Below are 16606 nucleotides of genomic sequence, written 5' to 3'. Positions count from 1 at the left end.
TACCTACTTACTGAAAGGAATTACTAGCATGTTTGATACTGTATTGTTTATCGTTGCACTTATTGTCATTCTTTTTTTCATCGTGCAGTTCGTTTTTAAACGCAAGCAAACTTCAAATAAAAAAACATCCGTTGAACCCATGAATTATGCCGAAGAAGATTCTAACTCCTACACAAGCTGGAGTGAATCTGCTTCTAATCACGATCACGATGGTGATGGTGATGGTGATGGGAACGGGGATGCTGACGGAAGATAGAAAAAAGCCTCTTCTTATGAAGAGGCTTTTTTTATTTTGATAACACGCGTTTGCCGTTGGTAAACGAATAATAGCATTCACCTGTATAGATGTCTTGGCTTTCATGTACATGAACACCACATTTATCTTCAAGTGCAGCTTTCATCATGGATTTGGCTACGTTATACGCTTTAATTGGACGATATTTTCTCCACTTTCCTACAAGGCAAAATGAACACGACTTTAACGTGTATCCCCCAAGCTTTTCAAATAGGCGAAACTCTTGGCGCTTGCCTAATAATAACGATGGGCGGAAAAAGTGAGTAGAACGGATATACAAGCTTGCGATATCTTCTTCTACTTGCCCCTTTACTTTACTGTAAAAGAATGGCGAACGAAGATCAGCACCAATTGCTGTAATCGTTAAAAAGTTTTTGCAGCGATATTTTTCTGCACATTTAGCCGCTTTTAAAGGAAATTCGTAGTCAACTTTAATGAATTTCGCTTTTGTTTTTGCTTTTTTCATTGTCGTGCCTAAACAGCAATATACATCATCAACTGCAAAGCATTCTTCGTGCTTATCAAGCTCTGAAAAATCAATTTCAAGCTGACGTAGCTTTGTGTGTTCGATTGGTAGCTTTTTTCGAACAAACACTGTCACATGGTTATATAAGCTGTTGCTTAATAACATTTTTAAAAGTTCTTGACCAACAAGTCCGCTTGCACCTAATACTAATGCTGATCTCTGTGACATTCTTTCACCTTCTCATCTGTTGTTTTTGCAATGGAAAACAGGTTGCATACACAACCTGTTTGTTCGAATTAACGATTATCAATTGTTTCTGGGTATAAATCATGATTCATCAGGCGATAATTAGCCATTTCTTCATACTTCGTACCAGGACGGCCATAGTTTGTATATGGATCAATTGAAATCCCGCCGCGTGGTGTGAATTTTCCCCATACTTCAATATATCTTGGATTCATCAGTTTAATTAAGTCATTCATAATAATATTCATACAGTCTTCATGGAAATCTCCATGGTTACGGAAGCTGAACAAATAAAGCTTTAACGACTTGCTTTCCACCATTTTTTCATCTGGAATGTAACTAATATAAATGGTTGCGAAATCCGGCTGACCCGTTTTTGGACATAAGCTCGTAAATTCCGGACAGTTAAATTTCACAAAATAATCACGATTTGGATGTTTGTTATCAAATGCTTCTAGAATCTCTGGTGAATATTCAAACAAATAGTTTGTTCCTTGATTTCCAAGGAGTGATACACCTTCTAATTCTTCATCTTTTCGACCGCTCATTTGCATTTCCTCTCTTTCTACGATTGTCATTCTAACAGCGTTTTTTTATTTTGTATATATCTGTTTTTATTTTTCTTTGTAAATTTTTTGCTATGCGCTTACACGCCTCGTTTATTTCCCCAAACAAGGGCGTGAACCTGCGGCAGAACTCTTACATCGTTCATGTTTTTAGCTGCCACTGCCTTGTCGATTAACCACTCATACTTTTTAAGCAATTCTTGTGTTAACGACGCATTATCGATTGTCGTTAAGTCCTCGTTGCCTACTTGAACAAAAAATGGAACCTCAGGATAACGTTCATGAACAGACGCTGCATACTCAAAGTCCTCATCATTAAATACAACGACTTTTATGCTTATGTGCGCCATGCGTTTTTCCTTTATTAATGTCTCTATAATATCGTCTAATACGGAGAAATTTGTTTTCATTAATGAACTTGGAGGCTTAGGAGAAATCGTTAAATCATCGATCTTTAGGAACCAATCCTGATAACGGCTTCCCTGTGTTTCAAGAGCTGCTTTTACCCCATGACTGTGCAAAAGCTCTACAAGTGAACCAATCGCCTTGATAAGCGCAGGGTTTCCTCCAGAAATGGTGACGTGATCAAAGCACTCTCCTCCAATTTCTTTAAGCTCCGTCCAAATTTGTTCTGCTGTTAGCTGACGAATATCGTTTTTAGCTGATCCATCCCATGTAAAAGCTGAATCACACCAGCTGCAGGAATAATCACAGCCTGCGGTACGAACAAACATCGTCTTACGTCCTACAACCATTCCTTCCCCTTGAATCGTTGGGCCGAATATTTCAAGTACTGGAATTGTATTAGCCACGTTTTTTCACCTTCTTTGGGCGGTAAACTACGTAACTTGTCGGCGTTTCCCGCACGAATACTTGTACGCAAGAAGGCTTATTTGGTAGTGTGTCTAGATATTCTTGAACCAACTCATAAATTTTACGAGCAACAACTTCAGTTGTAGGAAAATCATTTGGATTTTCTTCGTTAAAGATAGAATGATCGTTCAATAATGTATGATCAAATTGACCAGAAACAATTTTTTTCAATAGCGCAAAGTTTACTAAAAAGCCCGCTTCGTCTAATGTATCTCCGGCAACAGTTAAATTTACAAAATACGTATGTCCATGGACTTGACGGCATTTTCCTGCTTCTGTATGAGGAACAAAATGTGCCGCAGCAAACTGCATATCTTTGTTCAATTCATATTCATAGTCATGAAAGACTTGAGGATACATTTGTTGCAGCATTATTTTTCTCCTCCTTCTTTTGTTTGCAGGTATTGATCTAACCCGCGTTTTCGCAATTGACATGCGGGACATTCGCCGCACCCATCAGCAACAATACCGTTGTAGCACGTTAATGTTTTTTCACGCACATATTCAAGCGCTCCTAGCTCATCCGCTAACGCCCACGTTTCTGCTTTATCAATCCACATAAGCGGCGTATGAATCACAAACTCGAAGTCCATTGATAAATTAAGCGTGACGTTTAACGATTTCACAAATACGTCTCGACAGTCTGGATATCCCGAAAAATCAGTTTCACAAACGCCTGTTACGATATGACGGCCTCCGCTGTTTTTAGCCAGTACGGCAGCAAATGATAAAAATAACAGATTGCGGCCATCCACAAACGTTGTAGGCAACTCTCCTTCTTTTTGCTCAATTTCAATATCATCTCGCGTTAAGGCATTTGGTGCTAATTGATTTAAAAGTGACATATCTAGGACGGTATGCTTCACACCTAAATCAGCTGCGATAGCTTTTGCTACCTCTATCTCTTGACTATGACGCTGACCGTATTGGAAAGTAACCGTTTCTATTTCTTTAAAGTTTTTCAAAGCCCAAAATAGACATGTTGTACTATCTTGACCTCCGCTAAATACAACAATAGCTTTTTCATTTTTCATCATTATTGTTCGTCTCCTTTTTGATTGAAATCAAAAGAAGAAGAAACTTTATTGAACCGTTCGTTCCCTTTGTGACTAATTTTATAACACAAAAAAGAGACTGCTCTTTTCCAGCAATCTCCCTAAAAAGCAACTAAGATACACGTCCTCGCCAGCATACACGTCAAAAAGACGTGTTGATAGAAAAGCACGTGAAAGAAGACACGCTAAAACCGTGTCTTTTGTCATCAACGATGATCTTAGTTTTTTATAGAGGGAGTTTTCGAACCTCTCCCGTACATATACAAACGTGTACGGCGTTTCTTCTTGAATTGTCATCGTATACTATACCACATACGTATAAATAATGCTATGTTTGTTGGCTTCTATCACCTTTAGCTGCCTTATTTCTCTTTATATAAGAAAGCGCAATAAATAACAACGGAAAACAGACGCTTAGTACAAATAAATAAAACGGCCAGTAATATTTTTCAAAATAATTGAAGTATGCTGTATTTGGAATAATGTAATACGCCACGCCTGTAATGATTAGACCTAAAGGAAAGCTCAAAAAATTGCGCACCCGTAAATTACATAATTGAGCGATACTTAACTGAATAGCATAGAACACAATGACAACTTTAAAAAAGATAGATAACATCCAAATAATAGCTACTAATACTTCAACATGCTGTATCGTTGCACCTAACGAAATCATTTTTCCTAATAAATAAACTGGGTAGCTGTGCATTGATGCAATATTCGCGCCAAGAGCTAATATACAAGCCGCAACTGCAATCGTAATCGTCAAGCCCGATGCCACAGTGCCGATAACAATCATTCTTTTTACCTTTTTTCCATCTTTTATATGAGGCGTAATCATTAGCACAAAAATCAATTCCATAAACGGATTTCCTAAGAAATACGTGGTCCCTAACACTAAATCATCCATGCGGAATTCAAACAAAGGGTAAAGACGATCCAGTTTCATCTGAGGAATATTTAACGAAATTAACAATAAAAAAGGGACGACGATCCACGGTAAAAAGATTTCCGCGGTTCTCGCTATCACTTCAATGCCTAAATATCCTCCGTATATAACCGCTAAAATCACAAGAGCATGAATCCACGTAGGCAGCGTTTCAGGGACAATTTGCGTCGTCATAAATGTACTGATATCTCGAAGGGAAAACGTAGATTGAATGAACATAAAAAAAATGTAAATAAGAGACATACACGCTCCGGCGTAAGGACCTAGCGCTTTTTTAGCTATTTCAATGAACGTTTGCTGAGGGTAACGGTGCATCAGCCATAACAGCACCGCAACAATTAAAAGGGCAAAGCCAATAGCAAGCACACTACATACCCAGGCATTTTGTCTATTCGTTTCTAATAACGTAGCCGGAACTGCCAAAATAGCGCTTCCGATACAAAAAAAATAAATGAGAAAAAGAAGTTGTTTCGGAGTAATAAATTCTTTTATTTGCATCATACACCCCTTCTCTCCTACATACTTACGTAAATAACAGATGATGAACGGTTTTAGTAAGAGGCTTAATGAGTTCCTCTAAAAAGTACAGAGGCGTAGGTACTTCTTTACGGAGTGTAATGGCTCCCCAAAAGAATAAACCCATACCTATAAGACAAAGATAGACAACGATTTCACGGTAATACTTTTCCTTTCGGAAGTTAATCATGATTTTTTTAGTCAAATAAGCAAGAAGTACCAGTAAGGCGATAAATCCCTCCATTTGCTTTCTCCTTAATGCTTCATTTGCTTCATATATGAGTTATTTAACGTGCCTAAGCGACGGATTTGAACTTTGGCATCTAAATCGACGGTTAAATCTTCTGCGTAAATTCTGTTCCAGTCTCTTTTCATTTTGTACCATCTCTTTACATCTTGTCTGTAAAACGTTTCTCCAAAACCGAAGATATCACTTTTATAATCTTTTTGAGCTTTTTCCACTGCGTCATTCATTTTTTCTTTTACGTCCGCTGCTGTTTTTCGTTCGAGCATATTGATTACAGCTGGGTCCTGTAAGTTTACTTGACACTCTACATCTGCCACGTTTGCTTCACCTTTTAAATCCACGTGAATATGAGGCTTATGGTTTTTCATAGAAGCCGTTACCTTCACGTTCGTTCGAAGCATTTCTACTCCGATGATATCGTGCTGTTTTTCTTTTCCTTCGCATGGAATAACAATTAACGTACTTTTTACATTTCCTGTAATATAGTTATATCCTTTACTTTCGTCTTCATTGAACCAGCCGATCAGCTTATCATTTTGAAAGACACCTAATCCTTTAAAATTGAGCAGGGTGGACAGATTGGTGCGGGAAATGCTGGACATATCTCCTGCCTTTTTCACGTCGCCTTTGACCAATACTCCCGATAACACCGCCTGTTTTCCTTCGCTCGTTAAGTTACTAATCAGTTCATTTAACTTTACGCCTCTCGTGGGTGCCCAAATACGCTGAGAGACGTCTAATGAAGCAAACATATGGTTAGCTGGTATTTTTTCAATTGTTGTTAATACGTTCAGAACGCTCGATGCTTTCGTGTTTTTAGCAACAACAACAAAATAATCGGTACGCACTTCATGATCCCGAGCAAAGAAATCAAGCACTTCAGCAATACCCTCTTCCGCCATGCTTTCGCTAATGACTAGCATTCGTAAATGAGAAAGATAAATTTTCCGCGGGGATTTTGTCGTTATTTTTCTTAACCCTTCCATTACAGACGAAGCCTTAATAGAGAATGTGGTAACAGAAGGCCCGTTTGTAGGGGTTTTGGCCTGAATATCACCAGGGTTAATCAGCTGAACTGTAACAATAATGCCATCTTCTGCTTTATCAATTCCGACAGCAACCGTAATGGCTAGCTCATTCAACTCTCGACTGCTCCAGCAGCCGCTTAACAGCAATGAACAGATACATAACATCAGAAATGCTTTCATAGTAACCGGCCACCTTTGCACAGTTTAGTTTTTTTGCGTCTTTTGACGTGAAATATTCTTCTCGTTAATAAGCTTTGGCCTTGTTTTCATTTTTTTGATTGAACGTCTAATTAGAACATCCTTTTGATCACGCTTCACAAAGGGAGCCATAGGTGTCATATAAGGGACTCCAAATGACCTTAAGCTGCATAAATGTAAAATCATTAAAATTAGCCCGAGGATAATACCGAACAAGCCAAAAGTAGCTGCTAAAACCATTAAAATAAAGCGCAGCATCCTTACTGCAATGGCCATATCATACACCGGTGAAACAAAGTTACTAATAGCGGTGATGGATACAACGATAACCATTGCAGGCGATACTAATCCAGCTTGTACGGCGGCTTCTCCTAAAACGAGTGCTCCCACGATTGAAATAGCTGAACCTACTGCTCGAGGCAATCGGACTCCCGCTTCTCGCAAAATTTCAAACGTGATTTCCATAATAAACGCTTCAATAATAGCTGGAAAAGGCACACCTTCCCTTTGAGCTGCAATACTAATTAACAAAGCAAAAGGAAGCATCTCTTGATGAAAAGTAGTTAAAGCAATATAAGCAGAAGGTGTTAAAAGGGCTAAGAAAAATGCCATGTAGCGCATTAAGCGAATCAATGTACTAATATCTGCGCGCTGGTAATAATCTTCGGCCGCCTGAAAAAATTGAATAAATAGGGCAGGAACCATCAATACAAAAGGTGTACCGTCTACTAAAATGGCTATCCGCCCCTCTAAAAGACCTGCTGCCACGGAGTCTGGACGCTCCGTGTTATGCATAGTAGGAAAAGGTGTATAATCTTCATCTTGAATCAACTCTTCGATATATCCGCTCTCCAAAATACCGTCTATATCAATTTTAGAAAGACGCTCTTTTACCTCTTGAATGACCTGTTCATCCGCAATGCCGTCTATATAAACGAGCGCAATATCCGTTTTTGTAAACTCTCCTATTTGCTGAGATTCAATCCAAAGTTTTGGAGATTTTATTCGGCGCCGAATCAATGCGGTATTCGTTCGCAGTGTTTCTGTAAAACTGTCTCGAGGTCCTCTTACAACGGTCTGAGATTGTGGTTCAGAAACAGCCCTGTCTCTCCACCCTCTTGTACTTGCCACAATACACGTTTGATACCCTTCTAAAAACAGCACGGTATCTCCTGATAAAACATGAAGAAGAGCATCATCCAATGTTTTGGCTTCCATAATTTCACCGGCCGCCAAACTATAGCTTTTAATCAATTCGTACATATTAACGACACCGTCATCATGAGTTAAATGCTCATCGTGATAATGCATAATGGAGTCCAGCGCATAGTGTTCAACTTCATCTTTATTTACCAATCCGTCGATGTAAGCAACACCTAAAGTGAATTTTTCTTCAATTGAAATTCGAAACTCTCTTGTCACTAAGTCCGTGCTCTGTCCTAATGCTTTTTTCATGTGGAATATATTATCTCCCACTCTCTCCGACAATTTCTGCTCTTCCTCAGTGGAAGAAGCACTAGTTGCCTTAGAGTCCTTCGATTCACCAGCTTTTTCTTTCCGCTGTTTGGATTTATTCGTTAACTCCGATAGTTTTTTAATACGCATTGTTCATCCTCCACTACATTGAACGAAAAGAAACGGAATTTCTTCTTTTTAGTCTCTATAGTTTTTGTATGAAAAGGAAATTTATACTTGAAGCCATTTTAATAATCTTTATTTTTGACATCATTTGTGCATTTCTATAGGATAGTAATGGATAATTCTTCGTTATTATGAAGAATGTTTATACGGAACATTGAAAGGAGTCTATACATGGCACAATCACTTAAAGGCAAAGTAGCTCTTATTACAGGAGCAGGAAAAGGCATCGGTCGTTCAACTGCAATTGAATTAGCAAAAGAAGGCGTAAATATCGGTTTAATTGCTCGTACAGAGGCAGATTTAAAGGCTGTGGCTTCTGAACTGGAAGCATTTGATGTACAAGTTGCTTATGCAACAGCAGACGTTTCTTCTATGGAAGAAGTAAACGCAGCAGTTGAGCATCTACATACAAAATTAGGGGCAACGGATATCTTAATCAACAATGCGGGAATCGGTAAATTCGGAGGCTTTTTAGAGCTAGACCCAGCTGAGTGGAAACAAATCATTGATGTGAATTTAATGGGCGTTTACTACGTAACGCGCGCCGTTCTACCTCAATTAATCGAAAAAAATGGTGGAGACATCATCAATATTTCATCCACTGCTGGTCAAAAAGGCGCTCCCGTTACAAGTGCTTACAGCGCTTCAAAATTTGGCGTGCTTGGCTTAACTGAATCTTTAGCGCTAGAAGTGCGCAAACACAATATTCGTGTAACAGCTCTAACACCAAGTACAGTAGCAACGGAATTAGCATATAAAGAAAACTTAACGGATGGCAATCCTGATAAAGTGATGCAGCCTGAAGACCTAGCAGAAATTATGGTAGCACAATTAAAGCTGCATCCGCGTATTTTTATCAAATCTGCGGGCATGTGGTCTACAAATCCATAAACAAACATAGAAAAAGGAGAGCTTCAGCTCTCCTTTTTTGTGTCTTCTTTTATATGATGGTTAGCTTATTTACGTTTAGGCGTGATTTCTTCTGATAGTTCTTCAAAAGACTTTACTTTTCCATGCGATGGGTTTTGTGATTGCTTTCGTACGTTCCACTGACGCTCTTTTTGACTTTTAGACTGAGTCATTTTGCTTCATCCCCTTTTTATATGCTTACATGTAGTAGGATAAAACAAGCTGCTTATTTCCATTCATCAAAACTGCTTCCAATTTCTTTACTGCTTAGCTAAATGTATTTTAAACCATTTATCAATTTCCGCGTTGTATTGATCATAATAAGCAGTTAGCGGATGGTCTCCATTTTTGTACAGTACATATTTGTATTCTTTTCCCTGCTCATCTAGCTGTTTCACAAGTTTTTCAGCCTGAGTGTGGTGAACTTTACAATCATGATCGCCCTGTAAAATTAAAAGAGGTGAATTTACTTTATCGCTCCAGTAGACAACAGAACGAGTTTTATACCTCTCTGGATACTGCGCCGGATCTCCTACAATTGTCCGCAGCACTTGTTTCATTTCAGGCCCTCTTTGGTCGTAGAATTGAAACATGTCTGTAATACCTGATTGTACGACAACAGCATCAAATTTAACGCCGTTTTTCATCGTTAAATACGTCATCATACCGCCGCGTGAATATCCTAGCGCTACCTTTTGCTGGTGATTTACATAAGGAAGCTGTTCTCCCCATTTAATAAGATTTAATACGTCGTCAATATCTTTACCGCCGTACGTCTCTGTTCCTTCACTTCCGCCATTTCCCCTGTATTGAGTCGCAACAACGACGTAGCCTTTACTTGCCCAGTATGACAAATACTGAAGTGTTTTTGCGCGAATCATGCCATGTTCTCGATTTCCTCCGCGATTATATACTAAAAGCGGATAATGTTTGTCTGCAATGTCTTTAGGCTGTACTAAAAACCCTTTTATCTTTAAATTATCACTAGGATACGTAATGCTATATACGTCTACTTTATTTGAATAAGGCGATAATAAATTCAATTTTTCTTTATTTACATCATCACTTTCAGCTCGGTTAAAAACCGCTGTCACACCGAGCACAGCTACAGTGATTAATGCAATGATGCCCCATTTTTTCAACAGAAACCCTCTCCTCAATAAATATCTTTTCTCTTTTATAATGAGTGTTTTCATTTGCCTTTACCCTTCTTAAATGTTTGCTAAAAAGGGCATTCATCCCATCGCCAATACAGCTTATTTATCATACCGCAAAACCCAAATTTCTTCATTAATAAAGAAATAAGAATTCATACAAATACATGAACAGGAAAGACGTATAGTAAATTGTATTATTAAATTATAGATTTGAAAAGTGGAATGATACTTTTTTTGTCGTTTTTTACCTGTCCTTTTTTAAAAAGAAAAAAGCCCAGTTAAGACTGAGCTTTTTTCTTGGCAATACCAATGCCTGTATATGCTAAAATAATTGAAAAAATCGGACATAAAATGCTAAAGAATGTAAATGGAATATAGTCAGCCGCTGGAATATTTAATGCAGTTGAAATAAAAGCTCCGCTGACACCCCACGGAATAATAGCATTAATAACCGTTCCACCGTCTTCAAGCGTTCGTGATAAGTTTTTCGGATCTAAGTTCCACTTTTCATACAGCGGCTTAAACGTTTGCCCAGGCAGAAGAATTGATAAATACTGTTCTCCTGTAATAACGTTCACTCCAATTGAAGATAGAAGCGTAGCAAAAATAACGTCTCCGCTGCGGCGGATTTGTTTTGCTAATCCTTTTAATAAAGCATCAATAATTCCAACCGCTCTCATCAAGCCACCTAGCGACAAGGCAATCATGATAAGAGAAATAGAAAACATCATGGACTGTAATCCGCCTTTGTTTACAATCGCATCGACTACTTTATTTCCTGACTCGATTGCCGGCCCGCTTTGAAGAACCCCTAGCAATTGACTCAGCGTAAATTCATGCTGTGTAATCATTCCTGTAATAATGGCCGTTACAATCCCTAAAACTAACGTTGGCAATACATCGACTCTTCTCATCGAAAAAATAAGAACTAAGAGTGGAGAAAGCAACGTTAACACGTGTAAATTAAACGTATGTTTTAATGCTTCTTGAATTCCTTGAATTTCTCCGTAATTGACGCTTTCATGATTTCCGTTCATTCCGATTACCAATGCAATGATTGCTGTAATAACAATACTTGGAACCGTCGTCCACGTAATATGCTGAATATGTTTAGGGAGCGGCACTTCAACGATACCAGAAGCAAAATTTGTTGTATCAGACAATGGAGACATCTTATCTCCAAACACAGCTCCTGAAACAATCATCCCTGCTGCTAGCCCTGGATGTACACCAATAGCAGTTCCCACGCCAAATAAAGCGACTCCTACCGTACTGACGGTTGTTAATGAACTTCCCGTGAATGTTGAAACTAACACGGTGATAACCAAAGCACTAATTAAAAAGTACTGCGGTGAAATCCAGTGGAAGCCGTAGGATAAAATCGTCGGTATCGTTCCTCCTACCATCCAAATCGCAATGAGCATCCCGATCAGCATTAGAATAAGGATAGGCTTAATGCCAAGTCTAACACCGTCTAAAATGCCTTTCTCCATTTCTGTCCACTTATATTTCAACAAAAAGCCAATCACACTAATAAATGCTACACCAAATATTAGCGGAATATGAGGCGGCAGCTTTAACATAAATAATGAAACAAAAATAATAGCTAATAGCACCAAAACCACCGCTATTGATTGTATAAATGAAATTTCTTTTTTCATGAGGTATTCCCTTTCTATCTTTCTTTTTCACTTAAACGCTTTTATGCTTTTACGCAGTTAAGTGCAAACCTTCTTGAGTATAATTTTTATCCTTCTTGCTGTCAATAACTTATTTTATCCAACGGCAGGCTCTGCACTCATTTTTCCACTTTTCTTCTTATTAATATTTATTCTCTATCTAAGCAAATCATTGTACAAAATGCTTCTAATGTTTTTATATATATAAAACGGGTACACACAAAACACACGTTTTTTTAATGTACTACCTTTTGTACATAAGCGAGGAACTTCCCTCAAAAAATTTTTAAGCAAAAGACTTGAAAGTCAAAAAAGGTCAAAGTATAATGAGATTACGAAAGGTCAAGAAAGGTCAAACACCTGCTGATCTTCGATTAAAATCATTTAGGGAGGCTAATTAAATGATTTGTCAAAACTGTAATAAACGTGAAGCATCTATTCAATTAAATGTACAAACAAATAATCAAAAATCTCAATATCGTTTATGTCATACATGTTATCAAGCACTAATGAAAGAACATAAAATCCCATCAGGCTTTGGAGGTGGCGGCTTTATGAACATCGATGATTTATTCAAGCAAATGGCGCACGAACAAGCTGCACCGGAGCAGCCACAGCAAGGAAACGGCGGCGGAGGCTTTTTAGATCAATTTGGTCGAAACTTAACTCAAATTGCGAAAACGGGATTAATTGACCCTGTTATTGGCCGCGAAGAAGAAGTAGAGCGCGTCATTGAAATTTTAAATAGAAGAAACAAAAACAACCCGGTACTAATTGGAGAACCCGGTGTTGGTAAAACAGCTGTAGTCGAAGGGTTGGCTTTAAAAATTGCGGAAGGAAAAGTTCCTGCAAAGCTGCTAAATAAAGATGTATATCTGTTAGATGTAGCATCACTCGTAGCTAATACGGGCGTGCGAGGTCAATTTGAAGAGCGTATGAAACAGTTAATTTCTGAGCTTCAACAGCGAAAAAACGTGATTTTATTTATCGATGAAATCCACCTTCTTGTAGGAGCAGGTTCAGCGGAAGGTTCAATGGACGCAAGCAATATTTTAAAACCTGCTCTTGCACGAGGTGAACTTCAAGTAGTCGGAGCTACAACTTTAAAAGAGTACCGTTCCATTGAAAAAGATGCGGCTCTTGAACGACGTTTCCAGCCGGTTATGGTTCACGAACCGTCTGTAGAAGAAGCCGTTGAAATTCTAAAAGGAATCCAAAGTAAATATGAAGATTATCACGGCGTTAGCTATACAGATGAAGCGATCCGCGCTTGTGTAAATTTATCACACCGCTACATTCAAGATCGTTTCTTGCCTGATAAAGCAATTGACTTGCTAGACGAAGCAGGTTCAAAAATGAACTTACAGGCAGGCATTACAAATAAAGACGACGCGGCCGCTCGCTTAAAAGAAATTACAAAAGAAAAAGAGCAGGCGCTAAAGGATGAAAAATATGAAGTAGCGGCAAAACTGCGCGATGAAGAAGCTGCTCTTGAAAAACAACTAAACGAAGAACAGCAAAAAATGAATGTGGATATTGCTGACATTCAAGCCATTATTGAAAAGAAAACGGGTATCCCTGTTGGTAAACTTCAAGAAAATGAATCAGCAAAAATGAAGCATTTAGCAGAGCACTTAGCTCAAAAAGTAATCGGACAGCAGGAAGCTGTCGAAAAAGTAGCAAAAGCGATTCGACGTTCTCGCGCTGGATTAAAAGCGAAGCATCGCCCAATTGGTTCATTCTTATTTGTTGGTCCAACAGGTGTCGGTAAAACAGAGTTAACCAAAACATTAGCTGAAGAACTATTCGGCTCAAAAGATGCTATGGTTCGTCTAGATATGAGTGAATACATGGAAAAACACGCGGTGTCTAAATTAATCGGTTCACCTCCTGGCTACGTAGGTCACGAAGAGGCAGGACAATTAACAGAGAAAGTACGCCGTAACCCTTATTCCATCATCTTACTAGATGAAATTGAAAAAGCTCATCCAGACGTTCAGCATATGTTTTTGCAAATTTTAGAAGATGGACGTCTAACGGATAGTCAAGGTCGCACAGTAAGCTTCAAAGACACGGTTATCATTATGACAAGTAACGCTGGTGTAGGTGAAAAGAAAATTACGGTTGGGTTTGACGCAGAAAATGATGCGCTTAAGCAGGCATCCGTTTTAGATTCACTTTCATCTTATTTCAAACCAGAGTTTTTAAATCGATTTGATACAATCATTGAATTTAATCACCTTGAAAAAGATAACTTGATTAAAATCGTTGACCTTATGCTTGCTGAATTGAAAGAAACATTACAAGAACAAAACATCACGCTGAGCGTAGCAGATGAGGTAAAAGAAAAACTGGCTGAACTTGGCTATCACCCTGCATTCGGTGCTAGACCACTCCGCCGAACAATTCAAGAACAGCTTGAAGATCGAATTACAGATTTACTGTTAGATGATGCGGACGTATCAACAGTGAACGTAACGTTAAATGAAGCAAGCGAAATCACCGTACAAAACTAATAGAAAAAGCGACTCTACTTGAGTCGCTTTTTTTTATAGAAATACTTTCGTTTATTTACTTTCATCTGTTTTTTCATCTGTTTTTTCGTCCGCACTATCCGTTGATTCTTCTTGATCATCAGCTGCTTCATCCCCAGATGAATCATCTGCTTCGTCTTGCTTCATTGTTTCCTGTGAATCATCTGTCGTTGTATCCTCCGATTGAGTATCATCCGACTGTTCGGTTTGCTGTTCTGTTGCATCTTTTTCATCCGTTTGTGAGTTGCATGCTGTGATTAACATAATTGCTAGAAGTGATCCAAATAACTTGACTAATAAACTTTTGTTCATTTTACCGTCTCCTTTCGAATCATCTGAGCCTCTATGTAGTCACCATTCATATGGCTCTACTGGCAGTATAGCCTATCCAATTGGAAAAAAGTTCACTTTTACAAGGTTATCACAAAAGCTTTACATCTCCTTCATTTCGTTCATATTCCCCTCATATTTCCTTAATAGTTTATGACCAGCCACATTCTAGATCTATCTTCCTTGGTCTAAGTGCTCAATTCGGCTATTCACATAGTTGTAACTATGCTAATATGAGTGATATATTACTGTATCGTGCGACTAGCTGACTATGAAGTTATTCTCCTATAAAGTTATTCACCATTTAAGAAAGGGATTTTTTATGGAATCACACAACCTCATAAAAAAACGTAATTTTATTCTTTTACTTGTTTTCTGGCTGCTGTATTTTGTCCACATTGTGTTATATCACTTTATTGCAGCTGATCCTCACCTGATTGTTTTTATAAGCGGAGGAATTTTATTATTGGTAGTGACGGCTATGTATTACTTTCATTTTCATCCTGCTATCATTATGTATTCTTTTTTTATATGCTATTATGCCTATATTGCGTACATAACATCTATTGAACCTGCTGTTATTAATTATTTGTTTTTGTTTCTTGGAATAATTGTTAGCTTTATTTACTATAGCTATATCGCTATTGTAACTTCTACATTAATGTCCATAATAATTGTTTTGTACTTTTATGTAAGCAACACTCTTTTTACATCTGTGACTTTCGTGAAATTAGATATCGTTTATTTCATTTTGTTTACGCTGATCACAATGATTATTTTGTTGTATTGTGCTCATTTCTCTAAAAAATTGATTGCTATTACGACGGTCAAAATGAACAAAACCGAAGATGAACTTTACTCAGCTCAAGAGTATTTACAATCTTTTTTCACATACAATCGCGACGCCATTTCCGTGTTCAGTCTAGACGGCAAAGTGATTAAAGTAAACGATGCTTTTGAGCAAATATACGGATGGAAAGCGGAAGAAATTGTCGGAAAAGCCATCCCATTTATTCCTGCTGGCTTAAAAGGCGACGCTGAAAACCGATTAGAAAGGGTTAAAAAAGGAGAAAAGCTGGTAGCCTTTGAAACCCAAGATAAGCGAAAAGACGGAAAAATAATTGACGTAGAAATTACTGTTTCACCTATTTTTAATCGTGATCAGCAAGTCGTTGCGCTTTTTGGTATTTCACGCGATCTTACAGAAGAAAAGGAAACAGAAAAATTTCTTCGCCAAACCGATAAATTATCTTTAGCCGGCGAAATGGCAGCTGGCATCGCTCATGAAATTCGAAATCCGCTTACTTCCCTGAATGGATTTATTCAGCTTATTCATGAAGACAGCAGCCGCTATCATTCTTATACAACAATCATGCTGAGTGAACTGAATCGTATTAACTCAATCGTTGGAGAATTTTTATTGCTCGCTAAACCTCATGATACGGTTATGAAAAAACATGCATTCTCTACTATTTTAAATGACGTTATTCTTCTGTATGAATCAGAATGTGTATTAAAAAACGTCGTAGTTAAAACGCAGGTGGAAGCTCCGCATACATACATCTGCTGTGATGCCAATCAAATTAAGCAAGTACTCATTAATTTATTAAAAAATGCGCTCGAAGCTATGCCTAGCGGAGGAGAAATTCATTTAAACGTTACTCAGCATACTAAAGGCCTTACTATTTTCATTAAAGATACAGGAGTAGGTATTCCCTCAAATTTGCTTACGCACATTCAAAAGCCCTTTTTTACTACGAAGCCATCAGGCACCGGTCTTGGACTTGTTGTGATTAAAAACATTCTGTATCAGCATAAAGGAACATTTGAGATTAAAAGCACTGTGGGCGAAGGAACCAGCGTTACCCTTACGATTCCTTTATGGAAAGAAGGAACATGTCAATAAAAAAAAGCCGC

17 protein-coding genes and 1 riboswitch are annotated in these 16606 nt (G+C 38.1%); of the genes, 4 read left to right on the top strand and 13 right to left on the bottom strand.

Features of this window, described 5'->3' with window-relative positions; all coding sequences use genetic code 11:
- Positions 1-28: 28 nt before the first annotated feature.
- Positions 29-256, top strand: coding sequence for a hypothetical protein (locus LJY09_RS06295; protein WP_028414146.1), 228 nt, complete (start codon positions 29-31; stop codon positions 254-256).
- A 31-nt stretch (positions 257-287) separates the two neighbouring features.
- On the opposite strand, the gene LJY09_RS06290 is transcribed toward LJY09_RS06295, so the two are convergent.
- The 9 genes from LJY09_RS06290 to LJY09_RS06250 form a co-directional block, all read right to left on the bottom strand.
- Positions 288-989 carry an NAD(P)H-binding protein gene (locus tag LJY09_RS06290; RefSeq protein WP_028414147.1) on the bottom strand — a complete coding sequence of 234 codons (702 nt, stop codon included), beginning with the start codon at positions 987-989 and terminating at the stop codon, positions 288-290.
- Positions 990-1057: 68 nt separating this feature from the next.
- Complete coding sequence (gene queF, locus LJY09_RS06285; protein ID WP_013055985.1) at positions 1058-1555, bottom strand: preQ(1) synthase; 498 nt, start codon at positions 1553-1555, stop codon at positions 1058-1060.
- Positions 1556-1653: 98 nt separating this feature from the next.
- Positions 1654-2385 (bottom strand): 7-carboxy-7-deazaguanine synthase QueE, encoded by a 732-nt coding sequence (gene queE / locus LJY09_RS06280; RefSeq protein WP_025749424.1) that lies wholly within the window; start codon positions 2383-2385, stop codon positions 1654-1656.
- Positions 2378-2818 (bottom strand): 6-carboxytetrahydropterin synthase QueD, encoded by a 441-nt coding sequence (queD, locus tag LJY09_RS06275; protein ID WP_013055983.1) that lies wholly within the window; start codon positions 2816-2818, stop codon positions 2378-2380. The genes queE and queD overlap by 8 nt, the downstream gene beginning before the upstream one ends.
- Positions 2818-3483 carry a 7-cyano-7-deazaguanine synthase QueC gene (queC, locus tag LJY09_RS06270; RefSeq protein WP_228307615.1) on the bottom strand — a complete coding sequence of 222 codons (666 nt, stop codon included), beginning with the start codon at positions 3481-3483 and terminating at the stop codon, positions 2818-2820. Before queC ends, queD begins: the two co-directional genes overlap by 1 nt.
- Positions 3484-3713: 230 nt before the next feature.
- A riboswitch (PreQ1 riboswitch) is annotated at positions 3714-3757 on the bottom strand.
- 72 nt (positions 3758-3829) lie between these two features.
- Positions 3830-4951, bottom strand: a complete 1122-nt coding sequence (locus LJY09_RS06265) for a GerAB/ArcD/ProY family transporter (RefSeq protein WP_028414149.1) — start codon at positions 4949-4951, stop codon at positions 3830-3832.
- A gap of 22 nt (positions 4952-4973) precedes the next feature.
- A complete protein-coding gene (locus tag LJY09_RS06260; RefSeq protein ID WP_033578382.1) occupies positions 4974-5210 on the bottom strand; it encodes a hypothetical protein in 237 nt (78 codons plus the stop codon).
- A gap of 11 nt (positions 5211-5221) precedes the next feature.
- Entirely contained in the window at positions 5222-6421 is a 1200-nt protein-coding gene (locus LJY09_RS06255; RefSeq protein WP_028414151.1) for a Ger(x)C family spore germination protein, read from the bottom strand.
- Between the two features lie 24 nt (positions 6422-6445).
- Entirely contained in the window at positions 6446-8044 is a 1599-nt protein-coding gene (locus LJY09_RS06250; protein WP_028414152.1) for a spore germination protein, read from the bottom strand.
- Between the two features lie 207 nt (positions 8045-8251).
- Here LJY09_RS06250 and LJY09_RS06245 point away from each other — a divergent pair, with 207 nt between their 5' ends.
- Positions 8252-8971 (top strand): 3-ketoacyl-ACP reductase, encoded by a 720-nt coding sequence (locus LJY09_RS06245; protein ID WP_028414153.1) that lies wholly within the window; start codon positions 8252-8254, stop codon positions 8969-8971.
- Between the two features lie 65 nt (positions 8972-9036).
- Here the strand turns inward: LJY09_RS06245 and LJY09_RS06240 are convergent, their stop codons facing one another.
- The 3 genes from LJY09_RS06240 to nhaC all read right to left on the bottom strand — a co-directional run bounded on the left by LJY09_RS06240 (position 9037) and on the right by nhaC (position 11807).
- A complete protein-coding gene (locus LJY09_RS06240) occupies positions 9037-9162 on the bottom strand; it encodes a DUF6254 family protein (protein WP_013082238.1) in 126 nt (41 codons plus the stop codon).
- An 87-nt stretch (positions 9163-9249) separates the two neighbouring features.
- Entirely contained in the window at positions 9250-10131 is an 882-nt protein-coding gene (locus LJY09_RS06235; protein WP_228307614.1) for an alpha/beta hydrolase family protein, read from the bottom strand.
- Between the two features lie 293 nt (positions 10132-10424).
- Positions 10425-11807: a Na+/H+ antiporter NhaC gene (gene nhaC, locus LJY09_RS06230; RefSeq protein WP_033578380.1), complete on the bottom strand. Its 1383-nt coding sequence runs from the start codon at positions 11805-11807 to the stop codon at positions 10425-10427.
- Between the two features lie 419 nt (positions 11808-12226).
- Between nhaC and LJY09_RS06225 the strand changes: the two genes are divergently transcribed.
- Entirely contained in the window at positions 12227-14341 is a 2115-nt protein-coding gene (locus LJY09_RS06225) for an ATP-dependent Clp protease ATP-binding subunit (RefSeq protein WP_228307613.1), read from the top strand.
- A 51-nt stretch (positions 14342-14392) separates the two neighbouring features.
- On the opposite strand, the gene LJY09_RS06220 is transcribed toward LJY09_RS06225, so the two are convergent.
- On the bottom strand, positions 14393-14671 hold the full coding sequence (locus LJY09_RS06220; RefSeq protein ID WP_033578378.1) for a hypothetical protein: 279 nt from the start codon (positions 14669-14671) through the stop codon (positions 14393-14395).
- Between the two features lie 340 nt (positions 14672-15011).
- Here LJY09_RS06220 and LJY09_RS06215 point away from each other — a divergent pair, with 340 nt between their 5' ends.
- Positions 15012-16595 (top strand): PAS domain S-box protein, encoded by a 1584-nt coding sequence (locus LJY09_RS06215; RefSeq protein WP_228307612.1) that lies wholly within the window; start codon positions 15012-15014, stop codon positions 16593-16595.
- Positions 16596-16606: the final 11 nt, after the last annotated feature.

The organism is Priestia sp. J2, assembly GCF_020790095.1.
Lineage (GTDB): Bacteria > Bacillota > Bacilli > Bacillales > Bacillaceae_H > Priestia > Priestia zanthoxyli.
This window is presented reverse-complemented; position numbering and strand designations above follow the sequence as displayed.

What these genes read in the sequence shown, in the direction of transcription:
- LJY09_RS06255 (WP_028414151.1), bottom strand. Translation starts at nt 6,421, where the DNA reads ATGAAAGCATTTCTGATGTTATGTATCTGTTCATTGCTGTTAAGCGGC.
- LJY09_RS06260 (WP_033578382.1), bottom strand. Translation starts at nt 5,210, where the DNA reads ATGGAGGGATTTATCGCCTTACTGGTACTTCTTGCTTATTTGACTAAA.
- LJY09_RS06265 (WP_028414149.1), bottom strand. Translation starts at nt 4,951, where the DNA reads ATGATGCAAATAAAAGAATTTATTACTCCGAAACAACTTCTTTTTCTC.
- LJY09_RS06290 (WP_028414147.1), bottom strand. Translation starts at nt 989, where the DNA reads ATGTCACAGAGATCAGCATTAGTATTAGGTGCAAGCGGACTTGTTGGT.
- LJY09_RS06240 (WP_013082238.1), bottom strand. Translation starts at nt 9,162, where the DNA reads ATGACTCAGTCTAAAAGTCAAAAAGAGCGTCAGTGGAACGTACGAAAG.
- LJY09_RS06225 (WP_228307613.1), top strand. Translation starts at nt 12,227, where the DNA reads ATGATTTGTCAAAACTGTAATAAACGTGAAGCATCTATTCAATTAAAT.
- LJY09_RS06220 (WP_033578378.1), bottom strand. Translation starts at nt 14,671, where the DNA reads ATGAACAAAAGTTTATTAGTCAAGTTATTTGGATCACTTCTAGCAATT.
- queD (WP_013055983.1), bottom strand. Translation starts at nt 2,818, where the DNA reads ATGCTGCAACAAATGTATCCTCAAGTCTTTCATGACTATGAATATGAA.
- LJY09_RS06250 (WP_028414152.1), bottom strand. Translation starts at nt 8,044, where the DNA reads ATGCGTATTAAAAAACTATCGGAGTTAACGAATAAATCCAAACAGCGG.
- LJY09_RS06295 (WP_028414146.1), top strand. Translation starts at nt 29, where the DNA reads ATGTTTGATACTGTATTGTTTATCGTTGCACTTATTGTCATTCTTTTT.
- queC (WP_228307615.1), bottom strand. Translation starts at nt 3,483, where the DNA reads ATGATGAAAAATGAAAAAGCTATTGTTGTATTTAGCGGAGGTCAAGAT.
- LJY09_RS06245 (WP_028414153.1), top strand. Translation starts at nt 8,252, where the DNA reads ATGGCACAATCACTTAAAGGCAAAGTAGCTCTTATTACAGGAGCAGGA.
- nhaC (WP_033578380.1), bottom strand. Translation starts at nt 11,807, where the DNA reads ATGAAAAAAGAAATTTCATTTATACAATCAATAGCGGTGGTTTTGGTG.
- queF (WP_013055985.1), bottom strand. Translation starts at nt 1,555, where the DNA reads ATGAGCGGTCGAAAAGATGAAGAATTAGAAGGTGTATCACTCCTTGGA.
- LJY09_RS06215 (WP_228307612.1), top strand. Translation starts at nt 15,012, where the DNA reads ATGGAATCACACAACCTCATAAAAAAACGTAATTTTATTCTTTTACTT.